Consider the following 18,959-nt stretch of genomic DNA (forward strand, 5'->3'; position numbering starts at 1 on the left):
TCGGAACTAGTTGGCGCGGGGGCGGCTGCCGCCGAGGGTGCCGAGGTCCATGTTGATCTCGTGGACGTCCGCACCGCCGATCTCACGGATCGACTCGTCGATGACGGCCTGCTCGCTCCAGGCCTCGCCGGAGAAGTTGGCGTCGAACTCCTTTTCGAGGTCGGCCAGCTTCGTCTGCAGAGTGGGCATAGTTCGTCCTTTCACTCAGAAGGGCGGATTCGCGGACTCACACCACCTCTAGGCGCCTTACCGGTGGGCGGCGTCGAACGCACTTCCCACTGTAAGAATCGACTTTTCCCAGGACAACGCGGTGACCAATTGCGGCCACAATGAAACCGAGACCCAGTTGAAAAAACCATGAATAAAATTCATGAATAAATACGACAAAGCACAGAAAAGCACTATTGCTTTCTCACTGACTTATCCATCGAAATCGCAACGGACAAAGTCAGGGGTCGGACCGCGCAGGATCCATGTGGAACGAACGGTCTCCTGGACACACGCGGGGAGTCCGGGGCTCACTCGGTGACGGGCGCCCCGGATCCGCCCCCCACGGGGGCGTCCCCCTTGGCCTCGGCGGCGGTGGGCAGCACTCCGGCCAGGGGACGTCCGGTGTCGTTGAGGCCGTTGAGGAAGGGGCGGGTGCGCGTGTAGGTGATGGAGGTGACCGAACAGGGGTCCACCCGCACCCGCTGGAACAGGTCCAGGTGGATGCCGAGTGCGTCCGCGACGATCGCCTTGATGACGTCGCCATGGCTGCACACGACGTACACGGGCGGGTCCTGGGTCGCTTCCCGGGTGAGCCGGGCGTTCCAGTCCCGTACGGCCTCCACCGCGCGGGCGGAGGCCGCGGCGAGGGACTCCCCGCCGGGGAAGCGCGCGGCGCTGGGATGGTCCTGCACGACCCGCCACAGGGGTTCGGTGGCGAGGTCGGTGAGGGAGCGCCCGGTCCAGCTTCCGTAGTCGCACTCCAGGAAGCGTTCGTCCAGGGTGAGGGGAACACCGAGCCGCCGGGCCAGGGCCCGCGCGGTCTCCTCGCAGCGTTCGAGGGGGCTGGAGACCAGGGCCGAGGGGGTGAGCCCCTCCAGGCGCTCCGCGAGGCGGGCGGCCTGGTCCCGGCCGGTTTCGTTGAGGTGCAGCCCCGGAGCCCGGCCGGCCAGCCGCGGGCCGGTGGCGTCGGTCATCCCGTGCCGTACGAGTAGGAGGGTGACCGCCTCGGGGGCGGGCGGGGTGTCCTTGGTCTGCGCCGATGTCGCCATGACCACAGACTATGTTCCGCCGCCGGGACCGGCCGCACACGGTGGCCGGTCCCGGCGTTCCTCAGCCGATCCCGGCTCCGCCCTCCGGGGCGAGCACGTTGAAGAAGACCAGGACCAGGATGAGCACGCCCAGGGCGATGCGGTAGTACACGAACGGCATGAAGCTGTGCGTGCTGATGAACTTCATCAACCAGGCGATGACGATGTAGCCGATCACGAACGCCACGATGGTGCCGACGATGGTGGCGCCCCACCCCGCGTACTCGTCGCCGCCGATGTCGAGCATCTTGTACAGACCGGAGGCGAACACGGCGGGCAGGGCGAGCAGGAACGCGAACTCGGCGGCGGCCGGCCGGCTGAAGCCCAGCAGTCGACCACCGGTGATGGTGGCGCCCGAGCGGGAGACGCCCGGGATGAGCGCAAGCGTCTGGAACAGACCGAAGGTCAGACCACGCTTGAGGGTCAGGTCCTCGATCTCGTTCTGACGGCGCGCGAGGTGGTCGATGACGCCGAGGAGGATGCCGAAGATGATGAGGTTGAGGGCGATCAGGCGCAGGTCGCGGAAGACCCCCTCGATCTGGTCCTCCAGGAGCAGGCCCAGCACACCGATCGGGATGGTGCCGATGATGATGTACCAGCCCATGCGGGCGTTGATGTCGCCGCGCAGTTCCCGGTCGAACAGAGACCGGCACCAGACGGAGATGATCGCCCAGATGCGCTTGCGGAAGTAGAGGATCACCGCGAGCTCGGTACCGATCTGGCTCACGGCGGTGAACGCCGCGCCCGGGTCGGGCCAGTTGAAGAACGCCGCGAAGACACGCAGGTGGGCGCTGGAGGAGATGGGTAGGAACTCGGTGAGTCCTTGGATGAGGCCGAGAACGACCGCCTCGAAGATGGACACGCGGTTCGGTCTTTCGTTTTCAGGGGTGGCCCAAGGAAGGGCACGGGCACATTCTTGTGTGGGGAGCGGTCGACTGGGGCCGCGTCACACGTCACTCGTCGCACCTCGGCCCCGGACCGGACTGTGATGACAGTACGCAGCCAAGGTGTACCCCCGACCTACGTTCGGTCAACTACCGGTGTCCGACGGCTCACGAGAACCTGTCCAGAACATCACGTCTTGGTGCTCCGGTCTCCTCGTCACTGGTGAGAGGGCCCGTCCGAAACCGGCCGAGCACCCCCGTCGACAGAGGGACAGGGTAACCTCCGCCGCATGGAACAGCGACAGGTGGGCAGATCAGGGCTCTGGGTGTCTCGTACCGCTCTGGGCACGATGACCTGGGGAAAGGACACCTCCGAGGAGGAGGCCGGGCAGCAGCTCACCGCGTTCGCGGACGCGGGCGGCACGCTCGTGGACACGGCCGACATCTACACGGGGGGACAGAGCGAACGCATCCTGGGCCGCCTGCTGCGCGGAACGGTGCGGCGCGAGGACGTCGTCGTGGCCACCAAGAGCGGCCACACCCCCGAGGGCTACCGGCCGGTGGACGCCTCCCGAAGGCACTTACTGGCGTCGCTGGACGCCTCCCTGCGACGGCTTCAGACCGACTACGTGGACCTGTGGCAGCTGCACGTGTTCGACCCGCACACCCCGCCGGAGGAGACCCTGTCGGCGATGGAGACCGCCGTGGCCGCCGGCAAGGCCCGCTACGTGGGTACCGGGAACCTGGAGGCCTGGCAGTTCGCGACCCTGGCGACCTGGCAGCGTGCCCGCCCGGACCGGGTTCCCCTGGTGAGCGCGGGCACGGAGTACTCACTGCTCAACCGATCCGCCGACCACTCCCTACGGCCCGCGGCCGCGGCGAGCGACGCCCACCTGATCGCCTGGTCCCCGCTGGGTCGCGGCGTGCTCAGCGCCAAGTACCGCAACGGGGTGCCCTCGGACTCTCGAGCGGCCTTCCCCCACATGGCGCCCTACGTCGAGCCCTACCTGGACGACCGCAGTCGTCGGGTGGTGGAGTCGGTGTGCACCGCCGCGGAGGGTCTGGGCGTGTCCCCGCTCGCGGTGGCGTTGAGCTGGGCACGCGACCAGGGCGGCGTCGCTTCCGCCGTCGTGGGGCCGCGCACCCTGCCCCAACTGGAGGAGATCCTCTCGGTGGAGAGCGTGGAGCTGCCGCCCAAGATCAGGGACGCGCTGGACGACGCCACCGCCGGCCCCGGACGCTGATCGGCCGCCCGGTCGGCCCGGTCGGTCGACCCGGTCAGTCGGCCATGGGCGGGATCGGGAAGTTGTGGTCGAAGACCCGTTCCGGGTCGTACTGAGACTTGATCGCGCGCAACCGCCCGAGTGTGGGTTCGGGGAAGGCCTGGGCCAGGACCTCGGGCCCGGTGCGTGTGTCGAAGCTGAGGTACATGCCCTGGAGTTCGCCCTCCAGCGCCGCCCAACGCGAGTCCAAGCGGTCGGCGTGTCGCCCGAGCGCGGCCACCGAGAAGTTCGCCGAACGGTGGGCGTAGGCGGTGGCGTCGCGCGCGACGTCGTTGACCACCCCACCGACCTGGCGGAACTGGGTGAAGTAGGAGTCACCGGAGGCGACCATCCCCGCGATGATCTCGGCGCTGGTGTCGGTGATGGTACCCACCAGCCCGGAACGTGAGACGGGGACGCCGGCTCCCTGGTGCGGGCCCTGGTGCGGGACGAGCAGCGCCGGGTAGGGCGCGAGCTGCGCGCGCTGGTCCAGGACCGGACCGGCCTTCAGGAAGGGTTCGAGCGCGGTGACGGCCGCGTCGGTGTCGTCGTCCGCGTACACCACCATCGCCTGCGCGATCGGTCCCTGGCCCGCGCGTCCCGTGCCCAGGGTGAGGAACGCGGTGACCTCGCGCGGCGCGGCGGTGGCGATCTCCCCCCAGGTGCGAAGGAACGCGGCGGTGGCCGCGGCGTCGTAGGTGAACTGTCCCAGTACCACGGTGTCCACGTGGGCGGCCTCGATCTCCACGGAGGTGACCACGCCCATGTTCGCGCCGGCGCCGCGGACAGCCCAGAACAGGTCGGGGTGGTGGTCCGCGTCCACACGCAGGAGCCGGCCGTCGGCGGTGACCAGCTCGACGGCGACGACGTTGTCGATGGTGAGTCCGTGGGAGCGGGACATGTAGCCGACGCCGCCGGTGGTGGCGATGCCGCCCACACCCACTCCCCCATGGTCGCCGGAGCTGATGGCGAGCCCGTGCGCGCCGAGCCGCTCGGCGACGTCGCCCCAGCGGGCGCCGGCTCCCAGGCGCACCAGCCCGGACTCGGGGTCGAGGACCTCGATCCCGTTGATCCGGCCCAGGTCGACGATCACGCCACCGTCGCTGGTGGAGGCACCGCTGATCCCGTGCCCGCCGGAGCGCACGTTGAGGGTCACGTCCTGTTCGCGGGCGTAGGCCAGGGCCTCGGCGACCCGGGCGGGCTCGTCGGGGCGTAGGACCAGGCCGGGCCGGCCCCTTTGCATGTAGCCGTGGCGCACGCCTCGGTAGTCCTTGTCGCCGGGTTCGACCGCGCCCTCGCGCAGGGACTCGGGCACGCCTTCGTAGTCGATGCCGGGGCGACGGGCGCCGAGCGCGGCAGCGGTCCTGGCCGGCCCGGTGGGGGTGCCGGCGGTGGCGCGTTCGCGGTCCACCGCCTCGCGCAGGGCGGGGGCCACCTCCGCGCCGAAGATCTCGATTGTGCGCGGGTCATCGGTGCCCAGGATGAAGGTGGCCACACCGTTCTCGACCGCCAAGGGCAGGAGTTGCTCGACCCATTGTTCGGGCGGGCCCTGCAGGAAGCCGCGGTCGACGGGCGAGAACGCGGCTCCGGAGAGGTTGAGCAGGCGTCGGATCTGTCGGGGGTGGCGTCCGGCGGCCTCGGCGGCGTCGTCGATGATCCGGTTGGACTCGGGCAGGTCGGCGGGGTCGAGGTAACCCAGGCTCGGCAGCCAACCGTCGGCCTTGGCGCCGACCAGGCGGAGCATGCGGGGTTTGTAGGCGCCCAGCCAGACGCCGATGTCGTGGTGGGGGCGGGGGCCGCGCTTCATGCCGTGGGCGGAGTAGTGCTCGCCCTGGGCTCGCACTCCGCCGCGTGCGTCGGCGTCCCATACCTCGCGGATGAGGTCGATGGCCTCGGTGAGGGCCTCCACCGATTGTCCGGGGGTGCGACGCGGACCGCCCATGGCGTGGATGCCGTCCCAGAAGGCGCCGGCGCCCAGGCCGAGTTCGAAGCGCCCCTTGGAGAGCAGGTCCAGGCTGGCGGCGGCGCGGGCCAGGACGGCCGGGGGGCGAAGGGGCAGGTTGAGGACGTTGCCCGCCACGCGCAAGCGTTCCGTGCGGGCGGCGACCCAGCTCAGCAGGGTCCAGGTGTCGAGGAAGCCGGGGTTGTAGGGGTGATCCTGGAAGCTCGCCAGGTCCAGGCCGGCGGCCTCGGTCACTTCGGCCAGCCCGACCGCGCGTTCGGGGTCCTGGGCGGTCGGCGTGATGAAGGTGCCGAACTCCAGGCGGTGTCCGTAGTCGGTCATGGCTTCTCCTCGGGGCGACGTGACCAGGATCATTTGTGGGACAAACGATGTTCCCTTCAACATATCTGATGAACAAACTGTTCCTGGTATCGTGAGCCCATGAGCGCCAGCACTTCGGAGGACCTTCCCGGACCCGACCTCGGGTGGTCGCTGGCCGTCCTGCTCCGCCGTTGGCACGAGCACGTCGAGCAGGCCCTGACCGACCTGCCGCACGGCAGCCGCGGGTTCCACGTGCTCACCACGGTCGCCGCGGGCGAGCCCCCCACCCAGGCCGCGCTCGCCGAACGGCTCCTCATCGACCGCAGCGTCATGACCTATCTGCTCGACGACCTGGAGGCCGCCGACCTGGTCCGGCGCCGGGTCGACTCCAAGGACCGACGGGTGCGCCGGGTGTGCCCCACCGACCACGGGCTCTCCGTGCTGGGACGGGCCGAGGAACTGGTCGCGCACGTGGAGGAGCGCGTGTTGGGCGGACTCCCCCGAACACAGCGCGAACTCTTCCGGTCCTCCGCCGCGACCGCCGCGGACGCGATCCGGCTCAGCGCCCCCGAGACCGACCCCTGCGAGGCCGTCCTTCGGGTGGTCTCCCCGGACGTGGAGACCACCCGACCGGCCTCCGATCGCGCCTGAACACCACTTCTCCGAATGTCAAGGGCGATGGCCGGGCCCGGCCGACCCCGCACCGGATCGTCGCCGCGAGTCGATAGGCTCACCCGGAAACCATCCACCACCTGACGAGGGGAACCGGTGTCCGAGGCCGTCGAGAAGGTCAGTGCCGTCCTTGACCGGATGGGCGCCCCGCGCGCCCTCGCACCGCGTCTGGTGTCCGAGCTGGGCCCACGGTCCGCCGCCGCGTTGGACGCCGACCCATGGTTGTTGCTGCGCGTGCCGGGTGTGACCCGGGAACAGGCCGACTACTGCGCCCGCAAGCATTTGGGCGACGGCGCCCGGCCCGACGACCCGCGCCGGTTGTCCGCGCTGGTGCGACACACCCTGCGCACCGCCGCGAACCGCGGACACACGGCGGTGGAGGAGAAACGCCTGGCCACGGTGGTCGGCAAGCTGGGCGTATCCGCGCCCATGGCGGCCCTGGAGGCCGCCGTCGACGCCGAGCAGGCGGCGCTGTTCGAGAGCACCGACGAGTCCGACGACGACTTCGACTTCACCGAGGGCGGCGTCCCCGAGCCGCCCGACCCCGAACGCTTCTACGCCCTGCCCGACCTCGGGCACTCCGAACAGCGTCTGGGCACCCATCTGGCCCGACTGATCGGCGCGAACGATCCGGTGATGGACTCGCTGACCGCCGCCGAGACCGTGGAGGCGGCGGCCGAGCGCGGCGGGTTCGACCTGTCGGAGCAGACCCGCGAGGCCCTGGTGACGGTGGCGTTGCGCCCGGTCACCGTGGTGCGACACGGCCCCGGCGACCACGCCGAAACGGCCCGTGCCCTGCACGCCCTGGCCGCGATCGCCGCCGAGAGCGGCGTGGGCATCGCCGTGGTCGCCCCCACCGCCCAGACCGCGGCGGCCGTCAACGCCGACCTGGACCGGGTGAGCGAGACCGCGGCGGACGCGGAAGAGCCGCTTCGTGTCCTCTCCCTGGCCGCGCTGCTGGGTCGGGCGCCGATCGAGGCGGGCCTCGTGGTCCTGTGCGAGTCCATGTCGATGGGCACCGCGAGGATGGCCGAACTGGCGTCGGCGTGCGCCGACGGAGCGCACCTGGTGTTGCTCGCCGACCTCGACCAGGCGCCTTCGGCCACCCCCGGACGCGTGGTGATCGACGTGGCCGCCTCACGTACCGCGCATGTGACCGCCCTGGCCGACGAGACCGCTCCCGGCCCGCTCGGGGTACTGGCCACTTCGGTGGCCGCGGGCGAGTGGACCGAGGTGGAGGCGCCCGAGCGCGAGGTGGTGCGGGTTCCGTCCACCTCCGCCGAGGAGGCCGCGCACCGGGTGACGCAGCTGCTCACCGACTCCATCCCGCGTGCCCTGGGCATCGCCGTCGAGGACGTGCAGGTGGTGACCGCACGTGAGGACGGTCCGGCGGGGGCGCGTGCGCTCAACGCCGCCTGCAAGGAACTGCTGAACCCCGGCCAGGGCGCACACGGTGGTTTCGACCCGGGCGACCGGGTGCTGCTCACCGCCACCGGCCCGGGTCACGGCCCGGGCGACACGGGGTACCTGCGCGAGTTCGACGACGGCGCGGTGGTGGAGCTGTCCGATGGCTCCCGGGTGAAGGTCGCCGACCCCTCCGCGCTGCGCCACGGCTGGGCGGTCACCGTGGCGGCCGCGCACGGCGGCCGATGGCCCGCGGTGGTGACGGTGTTCCCGCCCAAGGTTCCGGTGTCGCGGCCCCAGGTGTACACGGCGCTGACCCGCGCCGTGCGGCACGTGTCGGTGGTGGACGCCACCGATGGCGCGTTGGAGAGCGGTGTGCGCGAGAACCTGACCCCCGAACGCACCACGAGGCTGGTCCAGATCCTGCGCGAGGGCTGATCAGGTCCCAGGTCGGCGGGTGTACTGACCGCACTCGCCGGTGAAGACGGTGTCGATCTCCGCTCGAACGACGGCTCGGGCACGCGTGGCGGCCACGTCGGGGTCCGTGGCCGGGTCGACCTCACCGCATTCGAAACCGTTGCGGATCGCGCGCGATCCGGGCGTGCGTGTCCTCGGCGGCGAGCACGTCCACCTCGGCCAGGCGGGGGTTGTCCAGGGCGCGGGCGGCCAGGGCACGGATGACGCGGTGCTCGGCTCGGCGGTCCTCGTCCAGCGGCAGGTGTTCGATGAGCGCGGCGCACACGACGTCGGCGATGGAGCGTTCGTGGCGCACGCCCTCCTCGGTGTCCGACCCGGGGAACCCGGGCGAATTCGAGTACAGCAGCGCGAACTACCTGCTGATCGGCGCGATCGTCGAGGCGGTCACCGGCACCGACTACGGCTCCTACTTGCGTGAGGCGATCCTGAACCCGGCGGGGATGACCGACACCTTCACCAACACGGAGGAGGCGCGCGCCCTGGGCCTGGCCGCCGGCCAACGCACCCTGTGGGGATTCCCGAGCCCGGTCCCGACGCGTGTGGACGACGGCGGCGTGGCCTACGGCTACCTCGGCGGCGACCTGGACTCCCTGGCGGCCTTCGCCCGAATGCAACTCGTCGAGGATCCGCCGGTCCTGGACTCGGCCACCCTCGGCGAGGCCCGGACGGGTGCCGTCGAACGCTCCCCCGGACGCGAGTGCGGGTTGGGCTGGTGGGACGCGCCCGTGCCGGGCGTGGACGAACACGTGGTCTGGCACGCCGGCGCCACCCCGGGGTTCGCGGCGATGATGATCGTGCTGCCCGAACGCGAGCGCGCCGTCGTGGTGCCGCAGAACGGCTACGACAACCTGCGCGACGGAGAGGTCCAGGCGGTCGGGTTCGGACCGGCCCACCTATTGACCGGTGGTGGCACCCCCCTCGAACCGGAAACGGATCCGTTGGGGCCGGCCCTGGTGTGGGGTGTCACCGCCGCGATCCCACTGTCCGTGGCGGGTGCGGTCGCCACCGTGATCCACCCGCGTCGTGATCGCGTCCGACGGCGGTGGACGGGGTGGATCCGGGGTGTGTTCGCCGCGCTGTCCGTGGCGGCGGTGGTGACGCTGTCGGCGACCATCGGCGTTCGCGCGGGCCTGTTGTGGTTCCCCGAGGCCGCGGTGTCGATCCTGGTCTCCGGCGCCCTGGGCGGGTTCGCGCTCGTGACGCTCGTGGTGGTCCTGGTCAGACGCGGTCGAGGAACCCGCCGTCCACGACCAGGTTCTGACCGGTGACGTAGGTGGCGGCGGGACTCGCCAGGAAGGCCACCGCACGGGCGACCTCCTCGGGACGGCCCAGGCGTCCGGTGGGGACGCGTTCGCGGATGCTCTCGTAGAACTCCGGGTCGCTCTCGCGGCGCCGCTCCCAACCGCCACCGGGGAACTCGGTGGGTCCCGGGGAGACCGTGTTGACGCGCAGACCCTCGGGCGCCCACTCCCGGGCCAGCGAGGAGGCGTGGTGGTTGAGCGCCGCCTTGACCGCCCCGTAGGAGCGTGCCCCTGCCGGGCGGGTGACGTGCAGCGCGGAGGTCGTGGAGACCAGCACCACCGACCCACCCCTTTCGGAGCGCAGCAGGTGGGGCTTGGCGGCCTCGGTCAGGCGCACGAACGGCATGAGGTCGGCGTCGAAGCCGCGCCGCCACTGGTCGGGGGTGGCGGCGCTGCCGCCGGAGACGTTGGAGACCAGCACGTCCAGGCCCCCGAGCGCGATGACGGCGTCCTCGATGAAGACGGGCAGCGCGTCGTGGTCGGTGACGTCCAGGGCCCGGCTGAAGACCTCGGCCCCGGTCTCACCCAGTTCACGGGCGGCCCGGTCGAGCGGTTCGGGGGTGCGGGCGCACAGGGCCAGGTCGGCGCCCTCTTCGGCGAACACCTGGGCGATGGCGCGGCCGATCCCCCTGCTGGCCCCGGTCACCACGACCTTGGCCCCCGACAGTCCCAGATCCATGTCCCACCTTCTCCACTCGACTCGGCCGCCCCGATGCTACAAGGCGGGCGGCGCGATCACGCGCCGCCCGCCCCCGTCGGTGCTTCGTGTCAGGCCCCGGTGGAGTGAAAACCACCGTCGACGTGCACGGTCTCGCCGGTGGTGGCGGGGAACCAGTCGGACAGCAGTGCCACGACCGCCTTGGCCGCGGGCTCGGGGTCCTTGACGTCCCAGCCGAGCGGGGCGCGCTCGGGCCAGTTCCGGGCCAGTTCCTCGAACCCGGGGATGCTGCGGGCGGCCATGGTGCTCAGTGGCCCGGCGGAGACCAGGTTGACCCGCACGTTCCGGTCCCCCACGTACCGGGCGAGGTAGCGGGCGGTGGAGGTCAGCGCGGACTTGGCCACGCCCATCCAGTCGTAGACGGGATAGGAGACGCTGTTGTCGAAGTCGAGGGCGACCACCGATCCGCCCCGGCCCATTAGGGGCAGCAGGGACGTGGTGAGCGACTTCAGGGAGAAGGTGGAGGTGTGTATCGCCTGGGCGACGTCACTCCACTCGGTGTTGAGGAAGTTGCCGCCCAAGGCCTCCTGTGGGGTGAACCCGATGGAGTGGACGATGCCGTCGAGGCCGTCGACGTGTTCACCGACCCGGGCGGCCAGGGTCGCGAGGTGCTCGTCGTCGGTGACGTCCAGTTCCAGGACCGGGGCTTCCCGGGGCAGGCGCTTGGTGATGCGCCGCACCAGGCCCAGGCGACCGTAGCCGGTGAGGACGACGGTGGCGCCCTGTTCCTGGGCCAGTCGGGCGACGTGGAAGGCGATGGAGGAGTCGGTGAGCACCCCGGTGACGAGGATGCGTTTGCCGTCGAGGATTCCCATGGCGGTCCGTTCTTCGTGGTGCCGGTCGCTCAGTGGCCCATGCCGAGGCCGCCGTCGACGGGGATGACGGCGCCGGTGATGTAGCCGCCGCCGGGGCCGGCGAGGAAGGTGACCGTCTTGGCGATGTCGTCGGTGCCGCCGAAGCGGCCCAGGGGGACGTTCTTCTTGATCTCGGCCTGGCGGTCCTCGGGCAGGGCCGCGGTCATGTCGGTCTCGATGAAACCGGGGGCGATGACGTTGACGGTGATGTTGCGCGAACCGAGCTCGCGTGCCAGGGAACGCCCGAAGCCGACGAGTCCGGCCTTGGACGCGGAGTAGTTGGCCTGGCCGGCCGAACCGAGCAGACCCACCACGGAGGAGATGAGGACGATGCGGCCGAAGCGCTTGCGCATCATGCCGCGCACGGCGCGCTTGGCGACGCGGAAGGCACCGGTGAGGTTGGTGTCCAGGACCGACGAGAAGTCGTCCTCGCTCATCAGGGCCAGGAGCTGGTCCTTGTTGGCGCCGGCGTTGGCGACGAGGACCTCCACCGGACCGTGGACCTCCTCCACCTCCTTGAAGGCGGAGTCGATCTGGGCGGAGTCGGTGATGTCGCAACGCACGCCGAGCAGCCCCTCCGGGGGTTCGCCGGAGCGGTAGGTCACCGCGACCTTGTCACCGTTCGCCGCCAGTTCACGGGCGATGGCCAGGCCGATTCCGCGGTTGCCGCCGGTGACCAGTACCGAACGCGACATAGGGGCTCCTCATTCTTTGGTGGCCTGAACAGCCACGACGTGTGTTGCTCGGATGGGGATCGCCTTGCAGCGTACCGACCTACCGGCCGGTAGCCGCAACCGAGGGCAAAGGCGTGATCAGTGACGAACCGCCACAAGAACACGGAGTGTGATAAGGCGGCCCGACCGGCGATGTCAAGCGATCGTCAGGCCCAACCGGCGTCGTGGGCGAGGATGGCCGCCTGGACCCGGTTGGACATCTCCAGCTTGGCCAGGATGCGGCTCACGTGCGCCTTGACGGTGGTCTCCCGCATGCCCAGGGACCGTCCCGCCTCGGCGTTCGACTTGCCCTCGGCCACCGCGACCAGCACCTGCCGTTCGCGTTCGCTGAGCGCCGACAAACGGCTCAGGGCGTCCTGCCGTCCGGCCGCGGAGTCGGCGGGCGCGGGCGAGGCGAAACGTTCGAGCATGCGCTTGGTCACGCTGGGCGAGAGCATGGCGTGCCCATCGTCGACGGTTCGCACGGCGGCGATGAGGTCTCGCGGCGGGGTGTCCTTGAGCAGGAACCCCACCGCCCCGGCGCGCAGCGCGCTGTGCACGTACTCGTCCAGGTCGAAGGTGGTCAGCAGCACCACGCGGGGCGGCTCGGGCAGGGACGTGATGCGTTCGGCGGCGGCCAATCCGTCGGTTCCGGCCATCCTGATGTCCAGCAGGACCACGTCGGGACGCAATTCCTCGGTCAGGCTCACGGCCTCCTCGCCGTCACCGCCCTCCCCGACCACCTCGATGTCCGGGGCGGACTCCAGGATCATCCGCAGCCCGGAGCGGACCAGGATCTCGTCATCGACCAGGATCGTGCGGATCACCCTTGGTGCCCTCTTCCTCTGTCTTGCGGTTCCAACGCGTCGTGCGAAGCGGACTCGGTGGTCCCCTCCCCCGGCAAGATAGCGCGCAGGCGCCATCCGCCGTCGGGACAGGGACCCGCGCTGATCTCCCCACCCGCCAGAGCCACCCGCTCCCGCAGACCCGTCAACCCGTACCCACTACGCGGTGAGGGAGGCACCACACCCGGAACCGGACCATTGGCCACCTCCACCTCCAACCGATCCACCCCATGGCGCAACCACACCCGCACCCGAGCACCCGTGGCGTGCTTGGCCGCGTTCGTCAACGCCTCCTGCACCACCCGAAACGCCGTACGCTGCACCGCCAAAGGCGACTCACCACCCTCACCCGCGTGCTCGCACTCCACATCCATCCCCGCACCACGCCACTGCGCCACCAACCCCGCCACATCCGCCAACACCGGCTGCGGAGCCGTAGGAGCCGCCTGCCCCTCCTCCTCACGCAACACACCCAAGATGCCACGCAACTCCGTCAACGCCTCACGCCCGGTCGTGCGAATCAACCCCGCCGCTCGCTCGGTCCGCTCATCAACGGACGACACCTCCAACCCACCCGCGTGCAACACCATCAAACTCACCCGATGCGCCACCACATCATGCATCTCCCGCGCGATCCGCGTCCGCTCCGCCGTGATCGCCTGCTCGGCCATCATGTGCTGCTCACGCTCCAACCGCTCCGCACGCTCACGCAACCGCTCCACCAACTCACGCCGCGTACCGATCCACAAACCGGCGATGGTCGGTAGGACCAGGATGAACGTGGCCGTCATGACGAAGGAGATCACCGCGGAGTTGAACACGCTCGCCACGGCCAGGCACCCCAGGGCGAACCAGCCGGTGAGGACCTTGCGGTCGCTGAAGTACACCGGGTAGGAGTACAGCCCCACCATCAGTGGGATCGGGTTGCCGTACAGCACCAGCAACGACAACCCGGCCAGCAACAGCCACCTCGGGGCGCTGCGCCGCCACAGCATCGTCAGCGAGGCCAGGATCGCGGGGGCCACGAAGGCGAGGAACCCCCCGAGCAGGATCCACCACATGCTCGGCAGGGAGTCCATGAACCTCCCGTAGACCCCGAACAGCGCCGAGAGGACGCCCAGTCCGCCGCCGACCCCGGCCAGCATCGCCAGCCCGCTGAAGGGCAGCGTGAACAGGGCGAAACACCAGTCGGCGATGCGCAGCCGACGGTTCCACCACCACATCCCGTTGTGCCGCGCCAGTGTCGTGGCACGGTCCACCTGTTCTCTCAGCGGGGTTCTCACGCGACCGAGTGTAGGCCGGAGCCGGGTCGTCGCCGTCAGCCCCCGGGGCCTTAGCCCCGTTCGTCGGCCGGCGACGTTTCCCCAGCCCATAGGCGATCCGAGGCCGTGGCGGTTCACCCGAGCCGACTGGCACCCCCGACGAAAGTAGGGGGCCCGACCCCACTTAGGCGTCCCGGACTCGTGTCAGGACATGCCTTTGGCCCATACCCGGTTCGGCCCGTGGACGGAGGTTTCGAGCGCTTCTCGAACCTAGCGTGACGAGCACGCCCTAACACGACCCCCGTCCCCCCGGCCGCACAGCCCGGCCGCATGATCCAGGAGTCATCTCCGCCATGCTCCGCACCACCCTGGCCGGCCTTCGACTGCACAAGGCCCGCTACGTCACCACCACCCTGGCCATCCTGCTCGGAGTCATGTTCATCTCCGGCACCATGGTCTTCGCCGACACCCTCGAAGCGAGTTACGAAGAATCCGTGATGGGGTCGGCCACCAACGTCGACACCATCGCCGTGCCCGCCGAACAGCAGGACGAAGCGGGTCGGTACTCGGAGCCCGAACCCCTCACCGAAGAACACCTGGAACAGATCCGCTCCCTGGACGAGGTCGCCGCCGCGGACGGTGTGGTCAACGGCCACGCGGTCCTGCTCGACGCCGAGGGACGCACCGTCGGCAGCGTGCCGCCCCTGGGCGTCTCCGTGGGTGAGGCCACCCGTTTCACCGCGAGGGAGGGCGCCCTGCCCACCACCGCGGACGAGGTCGCCCTGGGCACCACCACCGCCTCCGAGACCGGTTTCGAGGTGGGCGACACCATCACCCTGCTCGACCCCGATCGTCAGGAGCGGGAGTTCACCGTCACCGGATTGGTCAATTTCGGGATCGATCCCGAGTACGGCTTCGGCGGCGCGGTGGTCATGACCGAGGACGTCGCCCGACGGATGACCGGGGCCGAGGGCTTCGGTGAGATCGACGTCCTGGCCGCCGAGGGCGTCACCGAGGAGCACGTCACCACGAGCGTCACCGCCCTTCTGGGGGACGCTGCCGAAGTCGAGTCCGGCACCGCCTACGGTGAAAGACTCACCGGGCAGGGAGGCGCCCAGAGCGCGATCCTGCGCATCTCCCTACTGCTGTTCGGCGTGATCGCGATGTTCGTCGCCTCGATCGTCATCTACAACACGTTCGCGATCCTCATCGCCCAGCGTCAGCGCGAGATGGCCCTGCTGCGCTGTGTGGGCGCCAAGCGCGGCCAGGTCTTCCGTTCGGTGCTGACCGAGTCCTTCGTGGTCGGCCTGGTCTCCTCGGCCCTGGGTGTGTCGGCCGGAATCGGTGCGGGCTTCCTCGGCGCCTGGATCGGTGGTCCCCTCCTCGGCGCCGACGTGGTCGCCGCTGTCGTGATCGACCCGAACGCGATCCTCGCCGGTCTACTGGTCGGCACCCTGATGACGGTGTTCTCCGCGCTGGTCCCGGCCATACGCGCCACCCGGGTGTCCCCGTTGGCGGCGCTGCGCACCAGCGCCACCGCTGCCGGTCTGGAGAAGGGCACCGGATGGCCCCGCGTGGTGTTCGGCGTGCTGACCTTCGTGGTCTCGGGTGTGCTGGTCACCGGGGTCCGGCTGATCGGCCCGAACCCGATGAACCTGTTCGTCGTGACCGGTGCGGCGCTGCTCGCCTTCCTGGGCGTGGTCGTGCTCGGCCCACTGCTGGTGCACTGGTGCGCGGGTGTGCTGGGCCTGCCGCTGCGCCGTATGGGTGTGCCGAGCAGGCTCGCGGTGGACAACTCCACCCGCAACCCGCGCCGCGCCGCCACCGCCATGATCGCCCTGACCGTGGGCGCCACCCTCATCACCGGATACTCGGTGGTGAGCGCCACGGTCGAGTCGACCATGACCAAGATATTGGACGACGCGTTCCTGTCGGACTACCGGATCGACCCGCAGTACGCCCCGGAGGGTGGAGGCGCGGACGCTTCCGTCGAGGAGGAGGCCGGGGACGAGCTCCCCGTCGACTTTTCGTTCGTCCCCGACCAGGTGCGTTCCGACCTGGAGCGGGAACCGTCCATCGAATCGGTGTTCGGTGAGCGCCACGACTACACCGAGTCCGACGCCGCCATGGAGGAAAGCGACGGCACCATCCCGGTCACCACCTACAACGGCGCGGAACCGGGCACCGATCTCACCGCCGACCTGGTGGAGGGCGACCTGGCCGACCTGGGCCCGGGGACCGTGATCCTCTCCGAGGACTTCGCCGTCGACAGAGGCGTGGGCGACACCATCGGCCTGGCCTCCCCCGAAGGCGAGCTGGAGTTCGAGATCGTCGCGGTGGCCGAGGACATGCAGGCCTTCTTCGGGGCGACCGTCATCACCGAGGACTACGAGCGGATCTTCCCCGAGGGGACCCAGGACTCCTCCCTGATGATCCGGGGCGTTCCGGACGCCGATCCCGCCGAACTGCGCGAGGCCGTCTACTCGTCCGTGGACGACCACCCGACGCTACAGGTGGGTTCGGACACCGAGATCAAGAACCAGTTCTCCGAGATGATGGACGTCGCCTTCTACACGATCGCGGCGATGCTGGGGTTGGCCATCATCATCGCGGTGTTCGGCATCTCCAACACCATGGCACTGTCGGTGCTGGAACGCACACGCGAGTCCGCGATGTTGCGGGCCCTGGGGCTGACCAAGGCGCAGCTGCGCCGGATGCTCGCCATCGAGTCCGTGCTGCTGTGTCTGATCGGCGCCGGGGTTGGCATCGTCCTGGGCGTGGTGTTCGGGTGGGCGGCCTCCATCGCCGTGCTGCCGAACCTGGTGTTCACCTTCCCCGGACCACAGATCGCGGTGTTCATCACGGTGGCGATCGTGGCCGGTCTCCTTTCCGCGGTGCTGCCCGCCCGGCGCGCCGCGGGAACGTCCATCACCGGGGCGCTCGGGAGCGAGTAGCACAACGGTCGGGGGCCGGACGGCCGCACGGGGAGGACGCGGACCCTCGTTTTCGGGCGGGGGTCCGTGTTCGGTCGAACCCGGATCCGGGGAAGAGTGGCACATGAGTGATTCGGTCTCGACCCCGCCCTCCGCCGGTCGCGTGGCCTGGGGTACGCCCCCGGCGCGGTGGATGCTGACGGCCACGGTCCTGGCCTCGGGCATGGCGTTCCTGGACTCGACCGTGGTCACCGTGGCGCTGCCCGCCATCCAACAGGACCTGGACACCGGGTTGTCCGGGCTGCAGTGGATCGTCAACGGGTACATGGTGACGTTGTCGGCGCTGATCCTGCTGAGCGGGTCGCTGGCGGACCGGTTCGGTCGGGTGCGGCTGTTCATGATCGGGGTGGCGGTGTTCGCGCTCGCCTCGGCGCTGTGCACGTTCGCTCCGACGTTGGGGTGGTTGATCGCCGGGAGGGTCGCCCAGGGGGTGGGCGGCGCGCTGCTGACCCCGGGGAGCCTGGCCATCCTGCAGGCGGGTTTCCGGGAGGACGACCGGGCACGGGCGATCGGCGCGTGGTCGGGGCTGACCGGTGTGGCCTCGGCGGTGGGCCCGTTCGTGGGCGGGTGGCTGGTCCAGATCGGCGACTGGCGGTTGATCTTCCTCATCAATCTGCCGCTCGCGGTCGTGGTGCTCCTGATCGCCCACTTCAAGGTGCCCGAATCGCGAGGCGGCTCCGCCACGGGAGGCCTGGACTACGGTGGCGCTCTGCTGGGTGTGATGGCACTGGGCGCGATCACCTACGCGCTGATCCAGTGGGGCGCCGAGGGCGGTACCCCGGCGGTGTGGACCGGCGCGGTCGTCGGTGTGCTGGCGCTCGTCGCGTTCCTCCTGGTGGAGTCCCGAAGGCGCGACCCCATGCTGCCGTTGGACCTGTTCCGGTCGGTGCCGTTCAGCGTGACGAACGCGTCCACGGTGGTGATCTACGCGGCCCTCGGGACACTGCTGTTCCTGATGGTCATCTACCTGCAGGAGGTCGCCGGCTACTCACCGATCGCGGCGGGGGCCGCGTCCCTGCCGTTGACGATCCTGATGCTGACGCTCTCGGCCCGTTCCGGGAAACTGGCCGCGAAGATCGGTCCACGCCCCCAACTGGTGGTGGGTCCGCTGCTGTTGGCGGGTGGGCTGGTGTGGCTGTCGCGGATCGGCGAACCCGCGCCCTACCTGTCCGAGGTCTTCCCCGGTGTGCTGCTGGTGGCGTTGGGCATGTCCACGACGGTGGCGCCACTGACGGCGACGGTACTGGCCTCGGTTCCCGAACGGCACGCCGGGCTGGCGTCGGGGGTGAACAACACGTTCGCGCGCGGGGCACAGCTGATCGGCGTGGCGGCGATCCCGGCGCTGGCCGGGATCGGCGGCGCGACCGGAGAGGGCGGTGGTTCGGAGGGGACCACGGGGTTGGCCGAGCACTTCGGCACGGCGATGCTGATCCTGGCCGCGTTGGCGGTGGCCGCGGCGTTGTGCGCGCTGGCGTTGCCGCGTGGTCGGATGCCGGCGGCCGTGGAGGCCGCCGCCCGGGGGTCGGTACCCGAGTCCGAGTCGGCCGCGGTGGAGGAGCTTCCCTACGATCGGCCACTGCGCTTTTGTGGTGTGTCGGGGCCGCCGATGCGGTCCTGCCCCGGATCCAGCGCGGGTGTGAGCGGGGATGGGGACCACCCCGGTTCGTCGGGTCAGTCCTCCTCGTAACCCTCGGGTGGCCGGTCGGTGACGGCGTCGGGGTCGGGGACCACGCTCAGGGCCGCCTCCTCCGCGCTGCGCTCACCGCCCCAGCGTTGACGCGGGATGGCCGCCCCCAGGTGTTCGGCGCGAAGACCGTCGGCGATCCCGCTCCGACCACGGCTGTCGTCGGCCACGAAGTCGTAGTCGAGGATGTTGAACTCGGAGTCGAGGACCATGTCGCGTTGGGCGACCTCCGTCGCCTGTGGGTCGTCCCCGAGGTCCAGGTCCACTTCGTAGGGGTGTTCCTTCACTTCGGTCTCCTCCCCCTTCTCCTACACCGGGTGTGACCTCGA

The 18,959-nt window shown here is 70.2% G+C and carries 17 protein-coding genes; 6 read left to right on the forward strand and 11 right to left on the reverse strand.

Translation table 11 applies throughout. The features are described 5' to 3' along the window. Nucleotides 1-6: 6 nt before the first annotated feature. From ACWGKS_RS16940 to ACWGKS_RS16950, 3 genes are all read right to left on the reverse strand, one after another. Nucleotides 7-189 carry a hypothetical protein gene (locus ACWGKS_RS16940; protein WP_358513049.1) on the reverse strand — a complete coding sequence of 61 codons (183 nt, stop codon included), beginning with the start codon at nucleotides 187-189 and terminating at the stop codon, nucleotides 7-9. A gap of 329 nt (nucleotides 190-518) precedes the next feature. Then, the gene (locus tag ACWGKS_RS16945; RefSeq protein ID WP_358513047.1) at nucleotides 519-1,259 is read right to left on the reverse strand and encodes an MSMEG_4193 family putative phosphomutase; all 741 of its coding nucleotides are present in this window, start codon (nucleotides 1,257-1,259) and stop codon (nucleotides 519-521) included. Nucleotides 1,260-1,320: 61 nt separating this feature from the next. Beyond that, nucleotides 1,321-2,160, reverse strand: coding sequence for an undecaprenyl-diphosphate phosphatase (locus tag ACWGKS_RS16950; RefSeq protein ID WP_358513045.1), 840 nt, complete (start codon nucleotides 2,158-2,160; stop codon nucleotides 1,321-1,323). A 312-nt stretch (nucleotides 2,161-2,472) separates the two neighbouring features. Here ACWGKS_RS16950 and ACWGKS_RS16955 point away from each other — a divergent pair, with 312 nt between their 5' ends. After that, the gene (locus tag ACWGKS_RS16955; RefSeq protein ID WP_358513043.1) at nucleotides 2,473-3,426 is read left to right on the forward strand and encodes an aldo/keto reductase; all 954 of its coding nucleotides are present in this window, start codon (nucleotides 2,473-2,475) and stop codon (nucleotides 3,424-3,426) included. A 34-nt stretch (nucleotides 3,427-3,460) separates the two neighbouring features. On the opposite strand, the gene ACWGKS_RS16960 is transcribed toward ACWGKS_RS16955, so the two are convergent. Continuing rightward, on the reverse strand, nucleotides 3,461-5,728 hold the full coding sequence (locus ACWGKS_RS16960) for an LLM class flavin-dependent oxidoreductase (RefSeq protein ID WP_358513041.1): 2,268 nt from the start codon (nucleotides 5,726-5,728) through the stop codon (nucleotides 3,461-3,463). A gap of 99 nt (nucleotides 5,729-5,827) precedes the next feature. Here ACWGKS_RS16960 and ACWGKS_RS16965 point away from each other — a divergent pair, with 99 nt between their 5' ends. Together ACWGKS_RS16965 and ACWGKS_RS16970 are read left to right on the forward strand one after the other, a co-directional pair. Continuing rightward, a complete protein-coding gene (locus ACWGKS_RS16965; protein ID WP_452523129.1) occupies nucleotides 5,828-6,358 on the forward strand; it encodes a MarR family winged helix-turn-helix transcriptional regulator in 531 nt (176 codons plus the stop codon). Between the two features lie 117 nt (nucleotides 6,359-6,475). Beyond that, nucleotides 6,476-8,221, forward strand: a complete 1,746-nt coding sequence (locus ACWGKS_RS16970) for a helix-hairpin-helix domain-containing protein (protein WP_358513037.1) — start codon at nucleotides 6,476-6,478, stop codon at nucleotides 8,219-8,221. A 121-nt stretch (nucleotides 8,222-8,342) separates the two neighbouring features. On the opposite strand, the gene ACWGKS_RS16975 is transcribed toward ACWGKS_RS16970, so the two are convergent. Then, nucleotides 8,343-8,555: a hypothetical protein gene (locus ACWGKS_RS16975; protein ID WP_452523132.1), complete on the reverse strand. Its 213-nt coding sequence runs from the start codon at nucleotides 8,553-8,555 to the stop codon at nucleotides 8,343-8,345. A gap of 10 nt (nucleotides 8,556-8,565) precedes the next feature. Here ACWGKS_RS16975 and ACWGKS_RS16980 point away from each other — a divergent pair, with 10 nt between their 5' ends. Beyond that, nucleotides 8,566-9,528 carry a serine hydrolase domain-containing protein gene (locus tag ACWGKS_RS16980; protein ID WP_452523134.1) on the forward strand — a complete coding sequence of 321 codons (963 nt, stop codon included), beginning with the start codon at nucleotides 8,566-8,568 and terminating at the stop codon, nucleotides 9,526-9,528. On the opposite strand, the gene ACWGKS_RS16985 is transcribed toward ACWGKS_RS16980, so the two are convergent. From ACWGKS_RS16985 to ACWGKS_RS17005, 5 genes are all read right to left on the reverse strand, one after another. Next, nucleotides 9,479-10,240, reverse strand: coding sequence for an SDR family NAD(P)-dependent oxidoreductase (locus ACWGKS_RS16985; RefSeq protein ID WP_358513031.1), 762 nt, complete (start codon nucleotides 10,238-10,240; stop codon nucleotides 9,479-9,481). The two genes, ACWGKS_RS16980 and ACWGKS_RS16985, sit on opposite strands and share 50 nt — an antisense overlap. 89 nt (nucleotides 10,241-10,329) lie before the next feature. Further along, a complete protein-coding gene (fabI, locus tag ACWGKS_RS16990; protein WP_452523136.1) occupies nucleotides 10,330-11,094 on the reverse strand; it encodes an enoyl-ACP reductase FabI in 765 nt (254 codons plus the stop codon). Between the two features lie 29 nt (nucleotides 11,095-11,123). After that, entirely contained in the window at nucleotides 11,124-11,828 is a 705-nt protein-coding gene (fabG, locus tag ACWGKS_RS16995; RefSeq protein WP_452523138.1) for a 3-oxoacyl-ACP reductase FabG, read from the reverse strand. 185 nt (nucleotides 11,829-12,013) lie between these two features. Further along, on the reverse strand, nucleotides 12,014-12,673 hold the full coding sequence (locus ACWGKS_RS17000) for a response regulator (protein ID WP_452523140.1): 660 nt from the start codon (nucleotides 12,671-12,673) through the stop codon (nucleotides 12,014-12,016). Further along, entirely contained in the window at nucleotides 12,670-13,974 is a 1,305-nt protein-coding gene (locus tag ACWGKS_RS17005) for a sensor histidine kinase (protein WP_452523142.1), read from the reverse strand. The genes ACWGKS_RS17000 and ACWGKS_RS17005 overlap by 4 nt, the downstream gene beginning before the upstream one ends. 332 nt (nucleotides 13,975-14,306) lie before the next feature. On the opposite strand from ACWGKS_RS17005, the gene ACWGKS_RS17010 reads away from it, so the two are divergent. Then, entirely contained in the window at nucleotides 14,307-16,907 is a 2,601-nt protein-coding gene (locus ACWGKS_RS17010; RefSeq protein ID WP_452523144.1) for an ABC transporter permease, read from the forward strand. Between the two features lie 103 nt (nucleotides 16,908-17,010). After that, complete coding sequence (locus ACWGKS_RS17015; RefSeq protein ID WP_452523146.1) at nucleotides 17,011-18,633, forward strand: MFS transporter; 1,623 nt, start codon at nucleotides 17,011-17,013, stop codon at nucleotides 18,631-18,633. Here ACWGKS_RS17015 and ACWGKS_RS17020 read toward each other — a convergent pair. Further along, entirely contained in the window at nucleotides 18,618-18,917 is a 300-nt protein-coding gene (locus tag ACWGKS_RS17020) for a hypothetical protein (protein ID WP_358505792.1), read from the reverse strand. The genes ACWGKS_RS17015 and ACWGKS_RS17020 overlap by 16 nt on opposite strands. Nucleotides 18,918-18,959: the final 42 nt, after the last annotated feature.

The sequence above is a fragment of the Nocardiopsis sp. NPDC055879 genome (assembly GCF_053615935.1).

What these genes read in the sequence shown, in the direction of transcription:
- ACWGKS_RS17015 (WP_452523146.1), top strand. Translation starts at nt 17,011, where the DNA reads ATGAGTGATTCGGTCTCGACCCCGCCCTCCGCCGGTCGCGTGGCCTGG.
- ACWGKS_RS16965 (WP_452523129.1), top strand. Translation starts at nt 5,828, where the DNA reads ATGAGCGCCAGCACTTCGGAGGACCTTCCCGGACCCGACCTCGGGTGG.
- ACWGKS_RS16945 (WP_358513047.1), bottom strand. Translation starts at nt 1,259, where the DNA reads ATGGCGACATCGGCGCAGACCAAGGACACCCCGCCCGCCCCCGAGGCG.
- ACWGKS_RS17010 (WP_452523144.1), top strand. Translation starts at nt 14,307, where the DNA reads ATGCTCCGCACCACCCTGGCCGGCCTTCGACTGCACAAGGCCCGCTAC.
- ACWGKS_RS16960 (WP_358513041.1), bottom strand. Translation starts at nt 5,728, where the DNA reads ATGACCGACTACGGACACCGCCTGGAGTTCGGCACCTTCATCACGCCG.
- ACWGKS_RS16955 (WP_358513043.1), top strand. Translation starts at nt 2,473, where the DNA reads ATGGAACAGCGACAGGTGGGCAGATCAGGGCTCTGGGTGTCTCGTACC.
- fabG (WP_452523138.1), bottom strand. Translation starts at nt 11,828, where the DNA reads ATGTCGCGTTCGGTACTGGTCACCGGCGGCAACCGCGGAATCGGCCTG.
- fabI (WP_452523136.1), bottom strand. Translation starts at nt 11,094, where the DNA reads ATGGGAATCCTCGACGGCAAACGCATCCTCGTCACCGGGGTGCTCACC.
- ACWGKS_RS16940 (WP_358513049.1), bottom strand. Translation starts at nt 189, where the DNA reads ATGCCCACTCTGCAGACGAAGCTGGCCGACCTCGAAAAGGAGTTCGAC.
- ACWGKS_RS16985 (WP_358513031.1), bottom strand. Translation starts at nt 10,240, where the DNA reads ATGGATCTGGGACTGTCGGGGGCCAAGGTCGTGGTGACCGGGGCCAGC.